The following is a 20,569-nucleotide window of genomic DNA, read 5'->3' as shown; positions in this document are numbered from 1 at the left end:
GGTTTAGAGTCTCCCTGCGCTTTTTGGATAGGCTTTTGGATACTTAGCAATGTGTTCTTTCAGCTCTTTAAGCTGTTTTCTCAATGCTGGAGTCGGTTTATCAAGCACATCTTCAATAATTTCATCTAGTTTCGGAATAGGTAACTTTTCAGCTACTTTAACCGCTGCTAATACTTCTTCGCGATAACGTTCAAATAACTTGGCTTCATCGGCTTCAGTTATCCAGCCTTTGTTAACCATCCATAATTTAAAACGTTTTACTGGATCGTGTTGCTGCCATTTGGCTTCTTCTTCTTTTGAACGGTAACCAGATGGATCGTCTGATGAAGAATGCGCGCCCAAACGATACGTCATCGCTTCAATCAATACTGGAGCATTATGTTCTAGTGCATGGGCACGAGCTTGTTGCGTGGCGGCTAACACCGCTAGCATGTCGTTACCGTCTACACGAATGGTATGCATACCGTAACCAACTCCCCGACTGGCTATACCGTTACCAGCAAACTGCTCTTCAGTTGGGGTTGAAATAGCATAACCATTGTTACGACAGAAAAAGATGGTCGGAGACTTAAGCACTGCGGCCATGTTCAAACCAGCATGGAAGTCACCTTCTGATGCTGCGCCTTCACCAAAATAACAAATGGCAACGTTACGCTTGCCTTGTAATTTCATGCCATAAGCAACACCTGTGGCTTGTGGAATTTGAGTTGCCAAAGGTGATGAAATAGTTTGGTAGTTGAGTTCACGGCTGCCGTAATGAATCGGCATTTGGCGACCTTTACCTAAATCTTTCTCGTTACTGAACATTTGATTCATAAATTGTTCAGTCGTAAAGCCGCGATAACGCAATGAGGCGTGCTCACGATATTGAGCCAAAATGACGTCGTCTTTATCAAGCGCGGCTGTGCTGCCAATAATTGAGGCTTCTTCACCGGTACAGGTCATGTAAAAACTAATCCGTCCTTGACGCTGCGCACCCAACATACGCTCGTCTAATACGCGTGTAAAAACACAGGTATCAAAGATTTTTTCGGCCAGAGCCTTGTCGATTACTGGTAGAACCGCACTTTCATAAGTGGTGCCATCAGCTTGCAAAATACGCAAGATGGGGATGTGCAATGACGCTTTGTCTAAGAAGCTGACACGGTGCACTGTTTCATTGGTCAGTGGTGCGTTGCTCATATTATGCTCTTGTTATTGTTGAGCCATGTTCAACATAAACATGGCTCTATTTATACTATGCGAGTAGACATTACGTTAACGTAAACTACCTATCAATACTTACTCTCACTGTAAACGCATTTTACTCGCGATTGACATGTATATATTGCTTTACGACTAGATAATAGTTTCGTTCAACGCGGGTACTAAACATAACACCGTACGTTGGCCAACCGGCACGTTCTCATTAGGAAATACGATCGCTTCTAATGGTTGCTCGACTGTGATTTGCTTCCCGCCTTCTGTCGCTAATACCTCGCCCTGACTAAAGGCACTGAAGTTTTCTGCATCGCCTGCAAAGCTAAATTCAAAATTATCAAAGTGCTTGTTAATAGAGCGCGATACCTTATACAAGTTGACCTTGCTAGGGTCGAACTCAACAGGTGCTAACTCAGTTTCAGTAATCAACTTTTCAAGCATAGTATGAGTTTGTGCAAAACGACTCATATCATTTTGGCCAAATGGCATTACTTTGCCTAATTCCACAGTAAAAGCATCTGCTTGAAATTGCTCTGACGAATAATAACTAAACGTCGTTGTTGGTTCGTGGTGAAACAACATAGTATCAACGCCACATGCCGCCAAAAACATAATTTGTTCACCGCTAAAAGCACGGCCAGGACGGTATGGGTATATGGCAAACTTTTCATGCTTAGAAGCACGAATAGCAGTATGTAAGTCGTAATGAATACGCTGATTGTCATTATTGGCATTGAAAAAGTCTGCCACGTATTGCTCTAACGCTTTTGCTCGGTGACGCTCCGGATGGCTTAAGCCCTCGCCTTTAGAATGCGCGCCACTAAATAGACGATTCATGTTTTCATCAATAAAACGGGTTTTATTGATGATCGCGGCCGGATTACCAATTAAAAACATCACTCGCTGCTTGGCAACAATTCGTTGGCTGAGCAAATCTTTAATGAGTTGATTACAGATTTCAATCGGTGCAGTTTCATTACCGTGCACAGCACAAGACAGCACGATATCTTTGGTTGCATTAGCCGGAGTAAATACAATCACTCCCGTATCCCATACATCTACACGGGTATGATCTGCCAACATAAAATCAGATGCTTCAGGTAATTGATTTGGATTGGCTAAGGTATAGGCTAAAAAATCATGGTTTATCATCAGGTCAGATAACACTATCAACTCCTTGTCTCATTATTATATGGCGTAGTTAACTTTGACGTAAAACGATGTTAACTATTACTGCCTATTGTCGCGGATTCTATCATAGCCAAACGCTATTTTATTGGTGGCATATGTTAGATTTATTTATTAATAAAAGTTTGCTTGCAAAACTACACAATATTCAACACAATTGTAGCCATCTAGACTTCTATAATTTGTTTTAAGGGTATGTCATGGCGTTAGCAACATTTGGTGCAGGCTGTTTTTGGGGTGTTGAATATTTTTTCCGTGAAATTAACGGCGTCAGTAACGCAACGTGTGGCTACATGGGTGGCAAAGACAGTGCGACCACATATAAAGAAGTGAAGACGGGTTCAACTGGTCACGCAGAAGTGGTTCAAGTTGAGTTTGATCCAGAAATCGTCAGTTACGACGACTTGTTGGACACTTTTTGGAAAAATCACAACCCAACCATGCTGAATATGCAGGGCGGTGACATTGGTACTCAATATCGCAGCACGATTTTTTTTCACGATAAAGAGCAAAAAGCCCAAGCTGAAAGCTCAAAGCTGGCATTAGCACGCAGCGGTAAATGGGGACAGCGTCATATTGTGACTGAAATTGTACCGATACAAACATTCCAAATTGCCGAGGAATACCACCAGAATTATTTAGAAAAAAATAATTTACCAACCTGTCACTTGGTTTATTAAACCTAACAAACAATCAATCGTTCGTTGAACGACAAGTAACCGTTTCAAGCGAGTTAATGTGTATCATTACCTCACCTGAAACGGAATATTTACACAATAGATTAGCTCAATCGATTTCCTGCACTCAACTTCACTTTACCCGCAGTAGTAAATTCCATACAATCCCATGCAAATTGCTTAAGGCATGTTATCGGAGAACAAAATCATGAGTGAAGCTCGTCACGTTAACCTACTAATTTTAGGTTCTGGCCCTGCTGGCTATACCGCTGCTGTTTATGCTGCGCGTGCAAATTTAAATCCTGTGATGATTACAGGCATGCAGCAAGGTGGTCAATTAACCACTACGACTGAAGTAGAAAACTGGCCAGGCGATGCTGAAGACTTAACTGGTCCAGCATTAATGGAACGCATGCAAAAGCACGCTGAGAAGTTTGATACTGAAATTATTTTTGATCACATCAACGAAGTGACCCTAACTGAGCGACCTTTCCGCTTAAAAGGTGACAACGGCGAGTTTACGTGTGATGCACTCATTATTGCTACTGGCGCATCGGCTAAATATTTAGGCCTCCCGTCTGAAGAAGCATTCATGGGCCGTGGTGTTTCTGCCTGCGCAACATGTGATGGTTTCTTCTATCGTAACCAAAAAGTTGCGGTGGTTGGTGGTGGTAACACTGCAGTTGAAGAAGCACTTTACTTAAGTAATATAGCTTCTGAAGTTCACTTAATTCACCGTCGTGACAGCTTCCGTTCAGAAAAAATTCTGATCAATCGCTTAATGGATAAAGTTGCGAACGGTAATATCATTTTACACCTAGACCAAACACTTGAAGAAGTCACTGGTAACGAGATGGGTGTGACTGGGCTTAAGAAGAAAAGCACTAAAGATGGTTCAGTGACCGATTTAGAAGTCGCTGGTGTGTTTATTGCGATTGGTCACAGCCCTAATACTGGTATTTTTGCTGGTCAATTAGAAATGAATCACGGTTACTTACAAGTAAACAGTGGTTTACAAGGCAATGCGACTCAAACCAGTATTGAAGGTGTTTATGCTTGTGGCGACGTGATGGATCAACATTACCGTCAAGCCATCACTTCTGCCGGTACGGGTTGTATGGCTGCACTTGATGCTGAGCGTTATTTAGACGCTAAAAAGTAATCGACAGTATGTAATACAACAAAAGAGCAGCTCAGGCTGCTTTTTTTATTGCCTTAAAAAACATTACACCGCTTTTTGATAAAACACGGCTTCAGTATCGCCTAAAGGATCGCGGTGAATACTTTTATGTTGAAACGTCATACCGAGTTTTTTCATAATCGCAATTGAGGCAATATTTTCCTCTACTGCTATCGCACTCACATGAGTCACGTCATCAGGCTCACTGACAGCATCCATGACCGCTTTGGCAGCTTCTGTAGCATACCCTTTACCCCAACAAATATGCTTAAACCGCCAACCTAACTCTAAGTTATGCGGTTGTGCTTGGGTAAAAAAGTGCATCGGTCTGACTAATACCCAGCCTAAATACTCGCCGCTTAACCCGTGTTGGTCATTGGCGTCACAATCGAGCGCATGGACTTTCCATAATCCCCAACCTTTTGGCGGATTTAAATATTGAGCCAATCTAGGTAACATGATCGTATCTATCTGATGCTGAGTGGTTTTATTGCCGCCATTAAGAAAGTGCATGACTCGTTCATCTTGGTCTAGTTCAAATAATAGTGCGCTGTCATTAAGAGTCATTAATGACAGTTGTAATCTAGAGGTGTTTTCAATCTGCACAATATCTGTTCCCTAAAGGTTTTATGTCATGAGATCACATGCAAGTAGTTGACACACAAGTTTACACAATGAAACAACAAACACTAAACATATCGATTAACATATACAGTAGAAAAAAGACTATTGGTGGTATGAAATGAACTTACTGCAAAAATATCGGATTATAAAAAGGAAGCATTGTGGCTACTAAAAAACAAATAATATTACCCATCATAGTATTAGGTATTGGAATAGCCGGTTTAGTTGGCATTGCTGCACTAAAAAAACCGCCTGAAGAAAAGCCTGAAGTTGATACCACCCCTTTAGTGTCTGTTCAAGCACTTGAATATAAACCGATGACTTTTTCTGTCAGTTCATACGGTGTTGTCGCGGCAAAATACGACACCGAACTCGTCGCACAAGTCAGTGGTGAAATTATTTATTTAGCCGATAAATTCGTCAAAGGTGGCTTTGTTAAAAAAGGTGATGTTTTAGCTAAAATTGATCCCAGTGACTATGAAGCTGGATTATTAGATGCTCAAGCAAACATAGCCTCGTCTAAAGCCAACATGGTACAAGAACGAGCCAATGCTGAAGTTGCCTTACGTGAATGGGCCGAAATAACCAGCAGTAAGCCAACTGATCTTAGTTTGCGCAAGCCGCAATTAGCACAAGAATTAGCCAAACTAAAAAGTGCTGAAGCGGGTTTATTACGTGCACAACGCGATTTAGAGCGTACGGTTATCCGCGCGCCGTATGATGCACTCATATCCAGCCGTGAAATCGGTTTAGGCGCATACGTCACCACTGGCAGCAAAATTGGTCATGTTTACAATACTGATACAGCAGAAATTCGCTTACCGCTAGCCGATAAAGAAATGCAGTATTTGGATAAAAAAGGCACTCATGCTGAAGTACGATTAGCGGGCAACTTTGCCGGAAGCAAACAAGAGTGGATAGGAAAAATTGTTCGCAGTGAAGGCGTGGTAGACAGCAAAAGCCGGATGACATACCTGGTTGCCGAAATAGACGATCCATACGGACTTAATAGCGATAAAAATGAATTACGATTTGGCACCTATGTTACCGCCTATGTTGAAGGCAGTAATGCCGGTAATGTGGCCATTATTCCGCGTCATTTGATTGTAAATGGTTTAGTTGCTGTGATGGATAGCGACAAAACCTTACGCTATAAACCTGTTAACATTATTCGCCAAGAAGGCGCGAATGTCGTGATTTCCGAAGGTCTTGAATCAGGAATGCAAGTAATAACATCAGCGCTTGATTACCCGTTAGAAGGTATGCAACTTGCTCTGCCTGAAGATAAAATCTTACAAGATGAGTCAGTAGAAACAGAACAAACTGAACTTGCGATGGAAGGTAAATAAACATCATGGACGATACTAACAAAGGAATTATCGCCTGGTTTGCCCGCAATAGCGTTGCGGCAAACTTGTTGATGATCATTATCATACTCGGTGGTCTGTTGACCGCCAATACAATCCGTAAACAGTTCTTCCCTGCCGTTGAAGTTAACTGGATTCAATTTAGCGCCGTTTACCCAGGTACTGCACCACAAGAAGTGGAAGAAGGCATTACCATTAAAATTGAACAAGCTTTAGAAAGCGTTCAAGGCTTAAAAAGGGTTATTACCTATTCGAATCGTAATATAGCGCAGGGATATTTTCAGGTTGAAGACTCATATGATCCACAAGTCGTACTTGAAGAGGTTAAGTCTGAAATTGACTCCATCTCAACCTTTCCAGGCGGCATGGAGCCCCCAAAAGTTGAACGGATTAAGTTTCGCCAAGAAGTAATGTATTTAAGCCTTTATGGTGACTTAAACCAAAAGCAACTCAAAGATTTAGGCGAGCGCATTAATGATGAAATCATGCAATTGCCTGGGGTCAACATTAGCGAATATTATAGCGGCTTAAGTTATGAAATTGGTATTGAAGTCAGTAAAGACCGTTTACGTGAGTTTGGGATAACGTTTAATGATGTGGCTGAGGCTGTTCGCGGCTATTCACGCAATATGTCTGCAGGCCAAATCAAAGCAGAAAATGGTTACATCAATTTACGCGTTCAGAATCAAGCCTATGTGGGTTACGAGTTTGAACAACTGCCTTTATTGACACTAGATGATGGTACCAAAATCTTATTAGGTGATATTGCCACCGTAAATGATGGCTTTGAAGAAGGTATTCAATACTCTAAATTTAATGGTAAAAATTCAGTTACCTTTTTCATTGGCGCGGGTAAAAATCAAAGTATTACTGATGTGGCAGATACCATTAATAGCTTTGTCGATAAACAGCAAAAAATATTACCACAAGGAGTCAAACTTGAACCTTGGGTAGACATGACTTACTACTTGGATGGCCGGTTACAACTGATGCTCGACAGCATGAAAAGTGGTGCGATATTAGTGTTTATCATGCTGGCTTTGTTCTTGCGAGTTCGATTGGCTTTTTGGGTGATGATGGGACTGCCTGTATGTTTCCTCGGTACCCTATTGTTTATGCCAATGGCATTTATTGATGTGACCATTAACGTCATCAGCTTGTTCGCCTTTATCTTAGTGCTGGGGATCGTGGTCGACGATGCCATTGTAATGGGTGAAAGTGCCCACAGTGAATCAGAAGAACACGGCCAAAGTATTGACAGCGTTATCCGTGGCGTTAAAAAAGTCGCTATGCCAGCTACATTCGGGGTACTGACCACGATTGCCGCTTTCCTACCGATAACCATGGACGATGGCCCATCATCAGCATTTGGGCAAGCAATCGGTTTTATCGTTATTTTATGTTTATTGTTTTCATTAATAGAATCAAAGTTGATTTTGCCTGCGCATTTGGCGCACATGAAAAAACCAACCATTGTTAAACCTGGTTCAAAAAACCCATTAGATTGGTTACGTAATGGGGTTAATTTTGTTCAAGGTAAAATTGATCGCGGTTTAACGAAATTTATTAAGTCTATCTATCGCCCTTCCCTTGAATTAGCGGTTGAGTATCGTTACGCAGTCATCATGTTGTTTATTAGCTTGATCTTAGTATGTGTTGGGCTCTATATGGGCGGTTTGGTTCGTTTTATCGGTCAACCAAAAATTCCACACGACTTTCCTCGAGTCACCGTTGAAATGAACGTTGATGCATCAGAAAAATCGACGCTCGCGGCCGCACTGGCCATAGAGCAGACATTATATGATGTTGATAAAAAGATTGAGCAGCAATATGGCCAGAAAATGATTTCTGACATGCAGGTCGATCTTAAAGGGCAAACAACGGCTGAAGTGATGACTAAATTGGTCGATCCATCACTCAGACCAATGGATACCTTTGCTTTAGCAGACTTATGGCGCAAAGCAATGCCACAAATTCCTGGGGTTAAATCGTTTAGCGTTCAAGACAGTTTAATGGGTGGCGGTCGTGAAGACGGTGACATTAGCTTTAGGCTTGAAGGTAAAGATGAAAGTCAGTTGGTTGCAGCGTCATTAGCTCTAAAAGCCAAGCTAAATTCACTTAAAGGCGTCAGCGACGTAAACGACAGCCGCCAGTCAAGTGCTAAAGAAGTGCAGTTCCAATTAAAGCCATTGGCCAATGCATTGGGCTTAACCTTAGCCAATATCGCCTCACAGGTGGGTAATAGTTTTTACGGTCTTGAAGCACAACGTATCATTCGTAATGGCGAAGAAATCAAAGTGATGCTGCGCTACCCTGAAGAGCAGCGTAACTCAATTGCATTGGTACAAGATGTGATGATTAACACCCCACAAGGTGCAGAGTTACCCTTATCTGAAGTTGCGGAAATCAAGGTCGTGCAAGGCGTAAACAGTATCCGCCGCGAAAATGGTAACCGAACCATTAACGTGTGGGCCAATGTAGATGCAGATCAAACTGAACCGTTTAAATTGGCTAAAGATATCCGTGATAACTTTATGCCAGAGTTGCTGATTAAGTATCCACGCGTCCACAGTGAAGTATCTGGCAGTATTCAAGAGCAATTAGACAGCGCAGATACACAAATGCGTGACTTTATTTTATCGCTATTGCTGATTTATAGTTTGTTGGCTATTCCACTGCGCTCATATATTCAACCTATTATGATTATGTCGGTGATTCCGTTTGGGGTTATCGGTTCCGTAATGGGACACATCATTTTAGGCATCGATTTAAGTGTGCTATCGATGTTTGGTATTATTGCCGCTGCTGGTGTTGTGGTGAATGACTCACTAGTGATGGTGGATTATGTCAATAACTCCCGCAAAGCGGGTGTGCCGATGAAACAAGCCGTGCTCAATGCAGGTTGCCGACGCTTTAGAGCTATCATGCTTACCTCATTGACAACATTCATTGGTCTAGTGCCAATTATGGCTGAGACCAGTATGCAAGCTCAAATGGTAATCCCAATGGCTGTTTCATTAGCGTTTGGGGTGTTGTTTGCGACTGTGGTAACTTTATGTCTCATTCCATGTTTGTATATTGCTATTGAAGACGGTAAAGCATTGATCCGCAAGGTCATCAATATTTACGTCCCAGCTCCTTCGTCTACGATATCTGTAACCGAACAACATTAAAGCAGCAATAATAACGACAATGAAACCGACAATGACTAAGGGCCTAAATGGCCCTTTTTTATTGCATTTTTATGGCCGAGACAATGCTCTGAAATCGAGTCTATCGATGGTTTTTTTTGATGAGATAATTGATTACCAATGATTAAGTGAGTAATTGGTTTTATTCACAAAATGGCCCGTCTGTTAAAATAATCTCTTTATCGTTATTCGATAAAATATTATGCTAATCTAGTGTTAACAACCGTGTTTATTGCCAGCCAGCTAAGGTCACATTTTATGAGTCAACGCAGCATTAATGCACTCTTTAAACCCACTTCGGTGGCAGTCATTGGCGCATCTAACGGCAATAAGCGTGCAGGTAAAGCAATCATGAAAAACCTGTTATCAGGCGGTTTTTCTGGGCCAATAATGCCTGTCACACCCAAATATACCGCAGTAATGGGTGTATTGGCGTACCCCAATATTGAAGCATTACCGATCAAACCTGATTTAGCCATTATTTGCACCAACGCCTTAAGAGTGCCCAGTATTGTTGAACGTTTGGCTCAATTTGGCTGTAAAGTTGCGATTATTATGGCCTCTGGCATGGCATCGCAAACTGACGAGCAAGGTAATAATTTACTTGAACTCACCAAACAATATGCCAAACGATACGGCATGCGCTTATTAGGCCCCAATAGTTTGGGAATGATTTTACCGCCTATTGGACTCAATGCCAGTTTAGCGCACGCTGGAGCCAACGTAGGCAAAATTGCATTTGTGTCGCAATCAGCAGCCATTTGCACCACGGTACTCGATTGGGCCAACAACAAAGGTATTGGCTTTTCGTCGTTTATTTCACTCGGTGATGCCACCGATATCGACTTTGATGAATTACTCGATTATTTAGGCCGCGACAGTAAAACCAGCGCTATCATGCTGTATATCGATTCCATTAACGAAAAACGTCACTTTTTATCTGCCGCTCGCGCTGCCTCACGCAATAAACCCATCTTTGTGATTAAATCAGGTCGCAGCCGTGAAGGTGTGCAAGCCGCAATGCTCCATACTGGTGGTATTGGTGGCAACGATGCCGTTTATGAAGCCGCTTTTAGACGTGCCGGTATGTTAAGAGTAAATGATTTAATTGAATTATTTGCTGCGGTAGAAAGCCTTGCTCATTCGACCCCATTAAAAGGTGAACGATTAGTCATTATGAGTAATGGCGGCGGCCCTGCTGTATTGGCCGCGGATGAGTTGATTATTAAAGGTGGCAAACTGGCACAATTGTCAGAAAAAACCGTCGCTGAACTGAATGCTATTTTACCCAATACTTGGTCACAACAAAATCCTATCGACATGATTGGTGATTCAGACAGCCAACGCTATGCAGATACATTAAAAGTACTTATGAGCAGTAACGATACTGACACTATCTTGGTGCTACATTCACCATCTGTATTAGGTGAAAGTGTTGATATTGCTAACAGTATTATCGACACAATCAATCAACACCCTAACCGCAATAGAATCAATATGCTCACCAATTGGAGCGGTGAAGACTCAGCTTATTTGGCCCGTAAACGGTTTACCAAAGCTGGCATTCCGACCTATCGAACCCCTGAAGGTGCCGTAAGAGCATTTATGCACATGGTCGAATACCGTCGTAACCAAAAGCTACTCCAAGAAGTACCGCAGTCGATACCTGATAATATTCCGACTGACAGCAAAGCGGCACGACTATTATTACAACGCGCTTTGGTTAATGGTCAAACAGTGGTTGAAACCCATCAAGCCGTTGATATTTTACGTGCTTACGGACTCAATACCATTGAAACTCGATTTGTAAAAGATGTTGATGAAGCGGTTAATGTCGCCAACCAGGTCGGTTATCCTGTGGCGTTAAAAGTGCAATCACCAGACTTACTGTATAAATCTGATGTGCACGGTGTAGTGCTAAATTTAGCCTCTGATGAAGATGTCAGTCACGCCGCCCACTCTATTATTGACCGGGTGCATCAAACTAATCCTTCAGCCAAAATTGACGGATTAATTATTCAAAAAATGGCATTAACCGCAGGAGCACAAGAAATTAGGGTGTCGGTAATTAATGACCCTGTATTTGGTCCGGCAATTTGTTTAGGTGAAGGTGGATCCGAATGGGACCCAACACGCGACGCTGCGGTTGCACTGCCACCGTTAAACATGGCACTGGCTCGTTATATGGTGATTCAAGCACTTAAAACCCATAAGCTGCGAGACCGTCATTTGCCACTCGGTCTAGACATGAATGCTTTATGCGTGATGCTGACTCAAATATCTCACTTAATTATTGATTGTCCTGAAATTGCCGAAGTAGACATTAATCCTGTTTTGGCCGCGGGTGAGAAAATCACCTTGTTAGATGTCAATATGCGGCTTCATGCCACCCCGCAAGACAACATTAACCGTTTAGCGATTTTGCCCTATCCAAAAGAATTAGAACAAACTACCACGTTAAAAAATGGTCTTGAGATAATGTTACGGCCTATTTTGCCAGAAGATGAGCCTAAACACTTAGATTTTGATAATTCGTTAAGTGATGAAGACAGATACAAGCGCTATTTTGGAGTGCGATCACGCATGACCCATGAAGAAATGGCAGTATTAACTCAAATTGATTATTCGCGTGAGATGGCATTTATTGCGACGACAATGACAGAGGATGGTGAAGAGCTAACATTAGGGGCTGTGAGAGCGTCTATCGACCCAGATAATACCGAAGCCGAGTTTGCTATGGCGGTTCGCAGTAATTATCAAGGGATTGGCTTAGGCAAGTTACTACTGGAAAAACTGATTGCTTACTATAAAACCAACAATACACTGTATTTAACGGGCTTTACCATGTTTGAAAACCGCAGTATGGCTAACCTCGCCAAGTCACTTGGGTTTACCGTATCATTTGATATGGAAGAACATTTAATAAAGATGCACATGGATTTACAACCAAAAGCGCAATAACATTTTGGTTGTGTTAAATGTAATCAACAGCAGATAAACATAAGCCCACATGGGTCAACCGCTAAAAAGTTGATTCGTTGTGGGCTTAACGTTTTTTAAATCAAATATTGGTTACCGAAACATTTGTTACTGCAAACATTTGTTACAGTAAACAAGCAAATTAAAAGAGCATCGCACCGTAAAACCACCGATTAATGTTAACCAAATTTGACGCAATTTTTGCCGGCAGCTTTTGCAATATAAAGTTGTTCGTCAGCACGCGATAATAAGGTATCTACATCATCACCCGTTTGAATAGTGGCCACTCCAATAGAAACGGTAATATGCCCCAGGTTTTGTTTCTTTTCTTTACCGATAGAAAGCTGTTTTAATGCAATTCTTTCACGTATTTTTTCCGCCACGTTTACGGCATCGATAAGCTTGGCATTGGGTAACATTACCACAAACTCTTCACCACCATAGCGAGCAACCAAATCATCGCCTTTAACAGTATTTTTCATGGCTAAAGCCACATAAGCCAACACTTTATCGCCAATTAAGTGGCCAAAAGTATCATTAAACATCTTAAAATTATCAATATCAATCATCAACAAACTGCATACCGTTTGAGTGTCGACAAACTTGGTCATCTGCTCTGCGGCAAACAGCTCATAAGAGCGGCGGTTTTTTAACGATGTAAGTTCATCCGTCATAGCCACTTTACTCAAATTTTCCATTTCGTCTTTAAGGTTAGCAACTTCTTCAGATAATGACTCGAGGCTCGCAGACATTTGGCGATTATTAGCAATGACTTGATCAACTTCGGCGGCAATGGAACCAACGATAAGATTGAGCTCATCAGCATTAGGATTTGTTTGCAGCTTTTCGCCAAATTGATTGAGGTTAGATGAAAAAGATTCCGTGCCAACATTTAACTGCTCAATCTTATTAAGTAAGCTGTTAATCAGAATTTGAGTTTCGATTTGGACGTTTTCAATAATTTCTGGTGATTGTTCTTCAATAAATCGATTGTATAAACCTAAATTAACTTCGGGAGTAAATTGAACACCATTAGCAATTAAACCGTCAATTGCGCGTTTTAGATTAAGGTTGCTCTCAGCAAAATAATCAAACCAAATAGCATAGTTTTCTGGCGTGACAGGAATAGCTAAGTCTGCCATTTTAGGTAACGCTAAATGCAGTATATGCGAGGTTTGTTCAAGATTTTGGGTATTATGCATCGAAGGCGATACCTTATTAATAAATACAATGTGTCAAAGGTTATCAGTATGTTATGTCATACTTATGAACTAAACTCAATTATTGATGTAGTCCAATAAACAAGCGTAAATAAAAAATAATCATTTTAACCCTTTTCATGCCAAGCAGCGTTTACACTAACTAACTCATACAACTCTGACGAAAGAGCGAGTAAATAAGGTTAAGCTGGATTGTTTGATGCCAAACCTGATATGAATTATATGCACAAGGCAATTGGTAAGTAAAAGACGATTTGGCCTCTTTTTCTGGGATTAATTGTGAGAAGTACACACTATACCTTAGCGTTTGTGTGTGCATACGGACAATACAATGCCGTTTTATGCGAGATGGTATTACATGCATTTTAAAAGGACAGAATATGAAACGAATCAGTGTTACAGATACCATAAAATTCGTGATGACGGTTACGGTCATCTGTGCCGGTGTCATCTCGTTTGGATCGCGAGCTACCAGTCCCGTTGACAATCATTATCTGAACACCCTGAAAATTAACACTACGGTTATGGATGTCAGTCAATATCAGCCGCAACGAGCCAGTAAAATGTATCCAGCCCCCACTGAGGGCATGGTACAACATGTACTGACCTTGCCTGAACTGAAAAATGAGCAAGATTACATGTTTGAAGTGCAAATTGGTCAAAATCAAATCGTCGATTGTAATAAGACCAAGCTCATCGGTGACATTGACAAAGTATCATTAGCCGGCTGGGGATATGTCTATTACCTGGTCGAAAAAGTGATGCAAGGTCCGACAACCAAAATGATGTGCACTAACGCTAAATCAGCTGAGTTTATCGTGCTTAATGAAGCACTGACATTACGCTATGACAGCCGTCAACCTAAAGTGTTTTATTTACCAGAAGGCACCGACTTACGATATAGAGTGTGGAAAACTGCGAGCGAGTTTGTGTTTAGTGGCCAATAATGATTAGACGCAAAGAGTTTATCTTTATTCTCGGGCTACCTTGTTAATCTGTTGACGATTTATGGGTATTTGATTAGGGTTAGTTGAACCCTGCCCAACGGCCAATGTGGTTGGCGGTGGCAAGCGCAATGACATTAGTCGAGCAGATTGATGCGGGAGATGATACTACACTTGTACAATGGCTAAGCGACGATATTGCCATGCTTGGAAACGTGATATGAAAATGGCACATCAATTGTTGAATCACATTGAGAAAAGCTCAAATGATCCACTCTTAATACTCAGCACACCGAGACAATCGTGTGCTGAGCTTAATCGATTAGAATTAGTAACGGCGAACCCTAACCACTTGCATTATTTCAATTTCAAATCCACCAACGACTTCTTTTGCCGGGTAGTAAATTAAATTGACTTTATGATCTAACAAACTCTTGAAACGCTGAGGTCGCTTGTATTTAAATGGCACATCGCAATCTTTAATCATTAACGTTTGAACCACCCATTCTCCAACTTGCCGTTGAATATGGGACACCACCGTCACGCCTTCACTTTGTATTAACTCACCGTGTCGCTCTAACAGTATTTTAGGAACCGGTTTCATGAATTTACCTTCTTAACAGTATCCAGAATATCTTGATATCGATAAGCACTAAAACGTCCAAAGCCATCTAGTTGTTTAACTTTCAAACGACTAAACATTGGCATTATCATACCAGCAAGAAATTTAGCCTGCGTGGCAATGGTTGGAGTGGGTAACGATTTTGCTCGAGCCACTAAAATTAACGGTTCAAGCAATGTTGTCACTGTGGCCGAGTCTGGTAACGGAGCCACAGCCTGTTTGGATAAGACGGCAATTTGCCCACGACAAACGCTGCAGTGACCACATACTTGTGGCACCGAGTGGTCATCAAAATAGTGAGCTAAATTTGCACTTAAACAACGATCAAGTTCAAAAAAATCGACTAGCTTACCAATCCGCACAATCTCTTTATGTTCATTCTCACTAAAATATTGACTGAGTTGCTGGGTCAATTGTTGTAATTGCTGCGGTGTCGCTAATGCCTGCTGTTGTACATCATACACTTGAGTGATTTTTTTTGTCTCAAGAATTATCAAATTCTGTTCAGCTAAATAGTCTAATGCCGCAACAACTCGTTGTCGTTCACAACCATGTTGTTGATATAAACTGTCAAAATCTAGTTGTCCCCACACCTTTTTAAACTGCGTATGGGCAAATACCTGACTCAAGAATTGCTGGCGCTGATCGTTAAACCGACTGAGGATGGCTTGCTGGTCTTCGACAAACCGATATTTAAATTCAGCAAAATAAGCATAGCTTGGGCGGATCACGCCTAAAAGTTCTAACTGCACAAATAATGTTTTCAACGGCAATGAACGAATATTACATGCTGTGGACAATGGCGTTTCTTGTACTTCCCAGCGACCACTTTCGGTTTCATCTGCAATAATGCCTAATAATTGACCTATATTATCTGCTTCAGGTGTATCACCGTAAACAAAATTTTCAACAGTATTTAATCCATCTAAATTTGCTAACGTCACACAATGGGCTAGCAAACCATCACGCCCTGCTCGACCGATTTCTTGGCTGTAATTTTCAATCGACTTAGGTAAATCAAAATGGATAACAAATCGAATATCTGATTTATCAATGCCCATACCAAAAGCAATAGTCGCCACTATCACTTGAATGTGGTTCTGCATAAATTGTTGTTGAATATGTTGTCGAACAGTTTGATCCATACCTGCATGGTACGCAGCAGCATTGATCCCTTGACTGATTAAGTGCGCAGCAACGTCCTCAGCGGTTTTCTGTAGGGTTACATATACTATGCCAGCACCTTGATAGTTTTTAACGGTATACGCGAGCTGAGTGAGCTTTTGTTGCTGATTAACCGCGACAACAGACAAATCTAAATTCGGCCGATAAAAACCGGTTTGCACCACCTGCTCTGGTATCAAACCAAAACGTTTAGCCATATCCAATTTTACTTGCTCAGTTGCCGTCGCTGTTAATAACAAACTTTGAGGGATTGAAAATTCTTGGCAATATTGAGGGATTTTTAAGTAATCAGGCCTGAAATTGTGTCCCCATTCTGAAATACAATGCGCTTCATCAACCACCAGCAACGAAATAGGGACTGACTTAAGAAATTGCCTAAAACGTTCATTTTTAAAACGCTCAACTGACACCATCAAAATTCGTGTACGTTGATCTCGTACATCGCGCATCACTTGTTGCGTTTGTTCATAAGTTAAACTTGAATCAATACTGGCGGCGGCGATGCCTTTACTGGCTAAAAATGCCAGCTGATCTTTCATTAAAGCCAGCAAAGGCGAAATAACTAAGGTTAGGTTGGGTAACTGTTGGGCACAAAACTGATAACACAAGGACTTACCTGAACCGGTAGGAAATATAGCTAACGCAGAATGACCGGCCAAAATGGTTTCAATAACGGCTTGTTGGCCTTCTCTGAACTCAGTAAAACCAAATTGTTGCTGCAACAATTGGTGTAGCGTCTGTTGATCGAAAAATGTTGGAGCGGCGTCAGAAGTTGCTGCGTCACTATATGCTGAGGGAGTCATATAAAATCCTGTTATTAACCCCAAACAACATAGGATTATACGATAATTGATAAAACGGTAAGCCTTAGCACTATGGGGAGAGTTAAAGTACAGGCTAAAGTGCTATGAAAGGAATCTAAAACACATGAGCTACATTTACCGTTTACGGGCAATATATTGATTAATTAATTGGGTCAATTTATCTTCAAAACGCTCTTCTATGTCATCAAGGTCTTGATCAAACGAGCTAATAAACTTAACCGCTTTATCACGAGACAACACCTTACCTGCAAGGCTGTATTGAATTTCTATTAAGCTTTTGTCTAAGCGAGGCGCAAGAAACCAATGACACACATCAGCATTTAAGTTTACTAATGCTCGCTCGGCCACCTGGCAAAAAGTGTTGATATGCTCAGCACCATCTGGTCCCAAACAACCGGGTTCAAGACGACACAAAACAACTAATTTTTTAGTATTTATCTCTCTAGCACTGTTTATCAACTCTTCCATAATGTGTACGAAACGATCCTTAATAAAATCCTGCAGATTAGAATGTTGCTTAGGTAAAATTGATAACCTAATAGCGATAACTAACACCATTAACGTTCAGTTAGCATCACGTAATTTAACACAATATGCAACCGTTTGGCGCCGATTAAGCTATTTTTTACCGCCCTCATGACTAGCCTGTAATGCATGTTTAAAAGCATCAATAAACTCAGAAATTGGCGTTAAGGTTTCTTTTGCCCGACGGTTACGCCCAAGCAAGGAAGATTCTACGAATAAATCAAACCAAGTCGATAATGCTACACCATTTTGAGGCTCTTGAGCTGCGGTTAATGCCATTGCCGCGACTTCTGCTGTGCCCAGTTGAAAATCATGGCTGCCTTTACGCAGAGCGTAGGTTGCTAAGGTTTCAGGTGCAAATGAAAGCACTGGCATTTGTTGTAAATACGGGCTTTTACGATACATTTTAATGGCTTCACGCCAACTGCCATCAAGCATAACTAACAAAGGTATTTTGGTTATGCCCTGCTCAGTCGTCAACGAAGTGACCGTTATTTGCTCAACGACGACTTGATCGTTCTCAATATATTGTTGTGGGAAAACTAAAAATGGTTGATAAGTTGGATTAGACAATAAGGCCAACATTGCAGTATCGGTCTCGGTTCGAGTCCACAAAAACGCATGGGTATCAGGAATTAAGTCGGCAATCAGCCTACCACTATTGGTTGGTTTTAATACTTCATCGTTATACATAATCAACATAAAGCTGGTGTTGGTATTCAAGTATTGACGATGTTTACAGGTGCAAAATAATTCACCCAAGAGGCACAAATTACATCTAATAAGTTTCTTTCCTCGCGCGCCAAAGGGCTTTGTCGACAAGGATTTCCGATACTCATGCAAACGGTGAACCGCATGAATTGGCGCTTTAGTGGGTTTAGTCGGTAATTCTGACATTCTGCAACTCTAAGATGAAAAAAGTTCATCACCAATGCTGGTGATGAACTGATAAACGTATTATGAGGAAATTATAGAATACGGCGTAATAAAAAGTCTGCTTTTAAACGGCGAATTCGATTCATTATTTTCTTCACCGGTTTAGGGTATTTCTGCAAAGTATCAATTTGGCTATAATGAAATAATCGCTCAGTGTGTAGCAAGATATATTGCTGCTCTTGAATAAACGACTCTTTCCAAGATCCTGAGTCATCATGCAATAATAAGCCATTTTCTAAATCCAATGCCCACGCGCGTGGGTTTAGGTTCGAACCCGTTATCAGATGCTTTCGATTATCGGCACTGATGCCCTTCAAATGAAAACTGTTAATACCATCTTTCCATAAATGAATATTCAGTTGTCCGTTCTCAATAGCCCATTGCTGGTTTTTGGCAAATTTACGCAGTGATTGCTCGTACATGTACGGCAACGCACCAATCGTTGAAAAATCTTGATCCGGCGGAATGTAGAAGTCATTCGCCGTTTTGTCACCAACGACAATATCTATTTTTTTGCCATCACGCAGATGTCTTGCTAATGCACGAGTTAAAATCGTTGGCGGGTTGAAATAAGGCGTACAAATAAACAACTCTTTAGTTGATTCATCGACTAACTTAACAATAGTGTCATTTAATCCGTTGTTCTTTCTGCCTAAACCGATCAATGGCGTAACACGGTTACCCACTGCGGTAGAGGTATACTGATAACGGGCCTGAGATAGACGATGTTTAAAACTTTTTACATCGTTCTTTTCAGGGTTATCTTCATTGTCTGCAGCTTGACTTAATACACTTACGGCAGGATCACTAACGATATTCTGCTTTATCATGTCACGCATACTGCGAGCCAGCTCAGGACAATCGATAACATGGTATCTATCGAAACGGTATTTTTCTTGCTGTTGTAAATAAATGTTGTTAATGCTCGCGCCACTGTAAATAACAGTGTCGTCGATGATAAAGCCTTTAAGATGCAGTACACCCATAAATTCGCGAGACTTCACCGGCACACCGACAATATCAAACGGATGCGTTGCTTGGTCCATTAATTGACGATATAAAATATAATTACCACTGTCGCCCTTTTGACCTATTAGGCCTCGGCGTGCACGATGATAATCCACTAACACTTTGATATCTAATTGTGGGTTTTGGTTCTTTGCGTCTAATAACGCCTGCAATACCTCACGGCCAGCTTCATCATCTTCAACATATAATGCTGCGATGTAAATTGAAGATGTTGCCGATGCAATTTTAGTTAGTAAGGCTTGCTTAAAATCTTTTGGCTTAAGCAACCAAGACACAGCATCTGCATTTAGGGCAATACCACCTAGCTTATCCAGCAAGGCATCCTCCTTAAAATAGGTGACCATTACCATAATCAGTAATGGGATCAAATTTAAAAAACATCACAGCGATATATTGTAATTGTAAGTACGCTGTTCAACTGTTTAGCAAGTAATACATGCCATGCTTACAGATAAATTGAGGGAATAAGTGACTTCAGAATAAGTAACGTCAACCTCAATTGATGATGTTTCTTTTAACGCAATATCGATAGTGCTAACGAGATAACCTTTACAATTATAAATATCATTGCTGAATGGTCTATCGTGGTCTGTCTATCCGCTCTAATCAACTTATATCACACCACAATATGCTGCAAAATAGAACTATTGCAGCTCTGAGGCATCTAATTCTGAAGATTAGTGAGCTTGGCGTTCTGTTAAGCTGATAGAAATTACCGACTAACAAGGTGATGAGCAAGATTTTTCTTACTTAGCTGCGGTTTTAGTACGCTTTTTTGTTGATAATTTGCGTAATAAAGCGAGATTGCTTGCTAACTAGTCAACTAAAGCGTCAATGATAATGAGTTAAACATTAATTCTAATTATCATAAATGAGGA

15 protein-coding genes are annotated in these 20,569 nt (G+C 41.1%); 6 read left to right on the top strand and 9 right to left on the bottom strand.

Annotated elements, in window-relative coordinates:
* Positions 1-3 precede the first annotated feature (3 nt).
* Positions 4-1,182, bottom strand: a complete 1,179-nt coding sequence (locus AAEY99_RS14440) for a thiamine pyrophosphate-dependent dehydrogenase E1 component subunit alpha (protein ID WP_162023054.1) — start codon at positions 1,180-1,182, stop codon at positions 4-6.
* 156 nt (positions 1,183-1,338) lie between these two features.
* Positions 1,339-2,367 (bottom strand): succinylglutamate desuccinylase, encoded by a 1,029-nt coding sequence (gene astE, locus AAEY99_RS14435; RefSeq protein WP_101088352.1) that lies wholly within the window; start codon positions 2,365-2,367, stop codon positions 1,339-1,341.
* Positions 2,368-2,588: 221 nt separating this feature from the next.
* Between astE and msrA the strand changes: the two genes are divergently transcribed.
* Positions 2,589-3,068 (top strand): peptide-methionine (S)-S-oxide reductase MsrA, encoded by a 480-nt coding sequence (msrA, locus tag AAEY99_RS14430; RefSeq protein WP_351010960.1) that lies wholly within the window; start codon positions 2,589-2,591, stop codon positions 3,066-3,068.
* Between the two features lie 205 nt (positions 3,069-3,273).
* A complete protein-coding gene (trxB, locus tag AAEY99_RS14425) occupies positions 3,274-4,227 on the top strand; it encodes a thioredoxin-disulfide reductase (RefSeq protein WP_101088358.1) in 954 nt (317 codons plus the stop codon).
* 63 nt (positions 4,228-4,290) lie between these two features.
* On the opposite strand, the gene AAEY99_RS14420 is transcribed toward trxB, so the two are convergent.
* Entirely contained in the window at positions 4,291-4,851 is a 561-nt protein-coding gene (locus AAEY99_RS14420) for a GNAT family N-acetyltransferase (protein WP_162023052.1), read from the bottom strand.
* A gap of 179 nt (positions 4,852-5,030) precedes the next feature.
* Here AAEY99_RS14420 and AAEY99_RS14415 point away from each other — a divergent pair, with 179 nt between their 5' ends.
* The 3 genes from AAEY99_RS14415 to AAEY99_RS14405 all read left to right on the top strand — a co-directional run bounded on the left by AAEY99_RS14415 (position 5,031) and on the right by AAEY99_RS14405 (position 12,388).
* Complete coding sequence (locus AAEY99_RS14415; protein WP_101088360.1) at positions 5,031-6,218, top strand: efflux RND transporter periplasmic adaptor subunit; 1,188 nt, start codon at positions 5,031-5,033, stop codon at positions 6,216-6,218.
* A gap of 5 nt (positions 6,219-6,223) precedes the next feature.
* Positions 6,224-9,409, top strand: a complete 3,186-nt coding sequence (locus tag AAEY99_RS14410) for an efflux RND transporter permease subunit (RefSeq protein ID WP_101088361.1) — start codon at positions 6,224-6,226, stop codon at positions 9,407-9,409.
* Between the two features lie 276 nt (positions 9,410-9,685).
* Positions 9,686-12,388 carry a bifunctional acetate--CoA ligase family protein/GNAT family N-acetyltransferase gene (locus tag AAEY99_RS14405; protein WP_351010958.1) on the top strand — a complete coding sequence of 901 codons (2,703 nt, stop codon included), beginning with the start codon at positions 9,686-9,688 and terminating at the stop codon, positions 12,386-12,388.
* A 197-nt stretch (positions 12,389-12,585) separates the two neighbouring features.
* On the opposite strand, the gene AAEY99_RS14400 is transcribed toward AAEY99_RS14405, so the two are convergent.
* Positions 12,586-13,608 (bottom strand): GGDEF domain-containing protein, encoded by a 1,023-nt coding sequence (locus tag AAEY99_RS14400; protein ID WP_192114859.1) that lies wholly within the window; start codon positions 13,606-13,608, stop codon positions 12,586-12,588.
* 398 nt (positions 13,609-14,006) lie between these two features.
* Here AAEY99_RS14400 and eco point away from each other — a divergent pair, with 398 nt between their 5' ends.
* Positions 14,007-14,573, top strand: coding sequence for a serine protease inhibitor ecotin (gene eco, locus AAEY99_RS14395; protein WP_192114858.1), 567 nt, complete (start codon positions 14,007-14,009; stop codon positions 14,571-14,573).
* 325 nt (positions 14,574-14,898) lie between these two features.
* Here eco and AAEY99_RS14390 read toward each other — a convergent pair whose 3' ends face one another.
* The 5 genes from AAEY99_RS14390 to pssA form a co-directional block, all read right to left on the bottom strand.
* A complete protein-coding gene (locus AAEY99_RS14390) occupies positions 14,899-15,174 on the bottom strand; it encodes a hypothetical protein (RefSeq protein WP_011637386.1) in 276 nt (91 codons plus the stop codon).
* A complete protein-coding gene (locus AAEY99_RS14385) occupies positions 15,171-17,180 on the bottom strand; it encodes a RecQ family ATP-dependent DNA helicase (protein ID WP_335692332.1) in 2,010 nt (669 codons plus the stop codon). The genes AAEY99_RS14390 and AAEY99_RS14385 overlap by 4 nt, the downstream gene beginning before the upstream one ends.
* 135 nt (positions 17,181-17,315) lie before the next feature.
* Positions 17,316-17,669: a hypothetical protein gene (locus AAEY99_RS14380; RefSeq protein ID WP_101088488.1), complete on the bottom strand. Its 354-nt coding sequence runs from the start codon at positions 17,667-17,669 to the stop codon at positions 17,316-17,318.
* 150 nt (positions 17,670-17,819) lie between these two features.
* Entirely contained in the window at positions 17,820-18,623 is an 804-nt protein-coding gene (locus AAEY99_RS14375; RefSeq protein WP_351010955.1) for a tRNA-uridine aminocarboxypropyltransferase, read from the bottom strand.
* Positions 18,624-18,694: 71 nt separating this feature from the next.
* Positions 18,695-20,035, bottom strand: coding sequence for a CDP-diacylglycerol--serine O-phosphatidyltransferase (gene pssA, locus AAEY99_RS14370; RefSeq protein WP_351010953.1), 1,341 nt, complete (start codon positions 20,033-20,035; stop codon positions 18,695-18,697).
* Positions 20,036-20,569 lie beyond the last annotated feature (534 nt).

Source organism: Shewanella sp. S1-58-MNA-CIBAN-0166 (assembly GCF_040310085.1).
Classification (GTDB): Bacteria; Pseudomonadota; Gammaproteobacteria; order Enterobacterales; family Shewanellaceae; genus Shewanella.
Note: the sequence above shows the minus strand (reverse complement) of the source record. Positions and strands in the feature narration are given on the sequence as shown.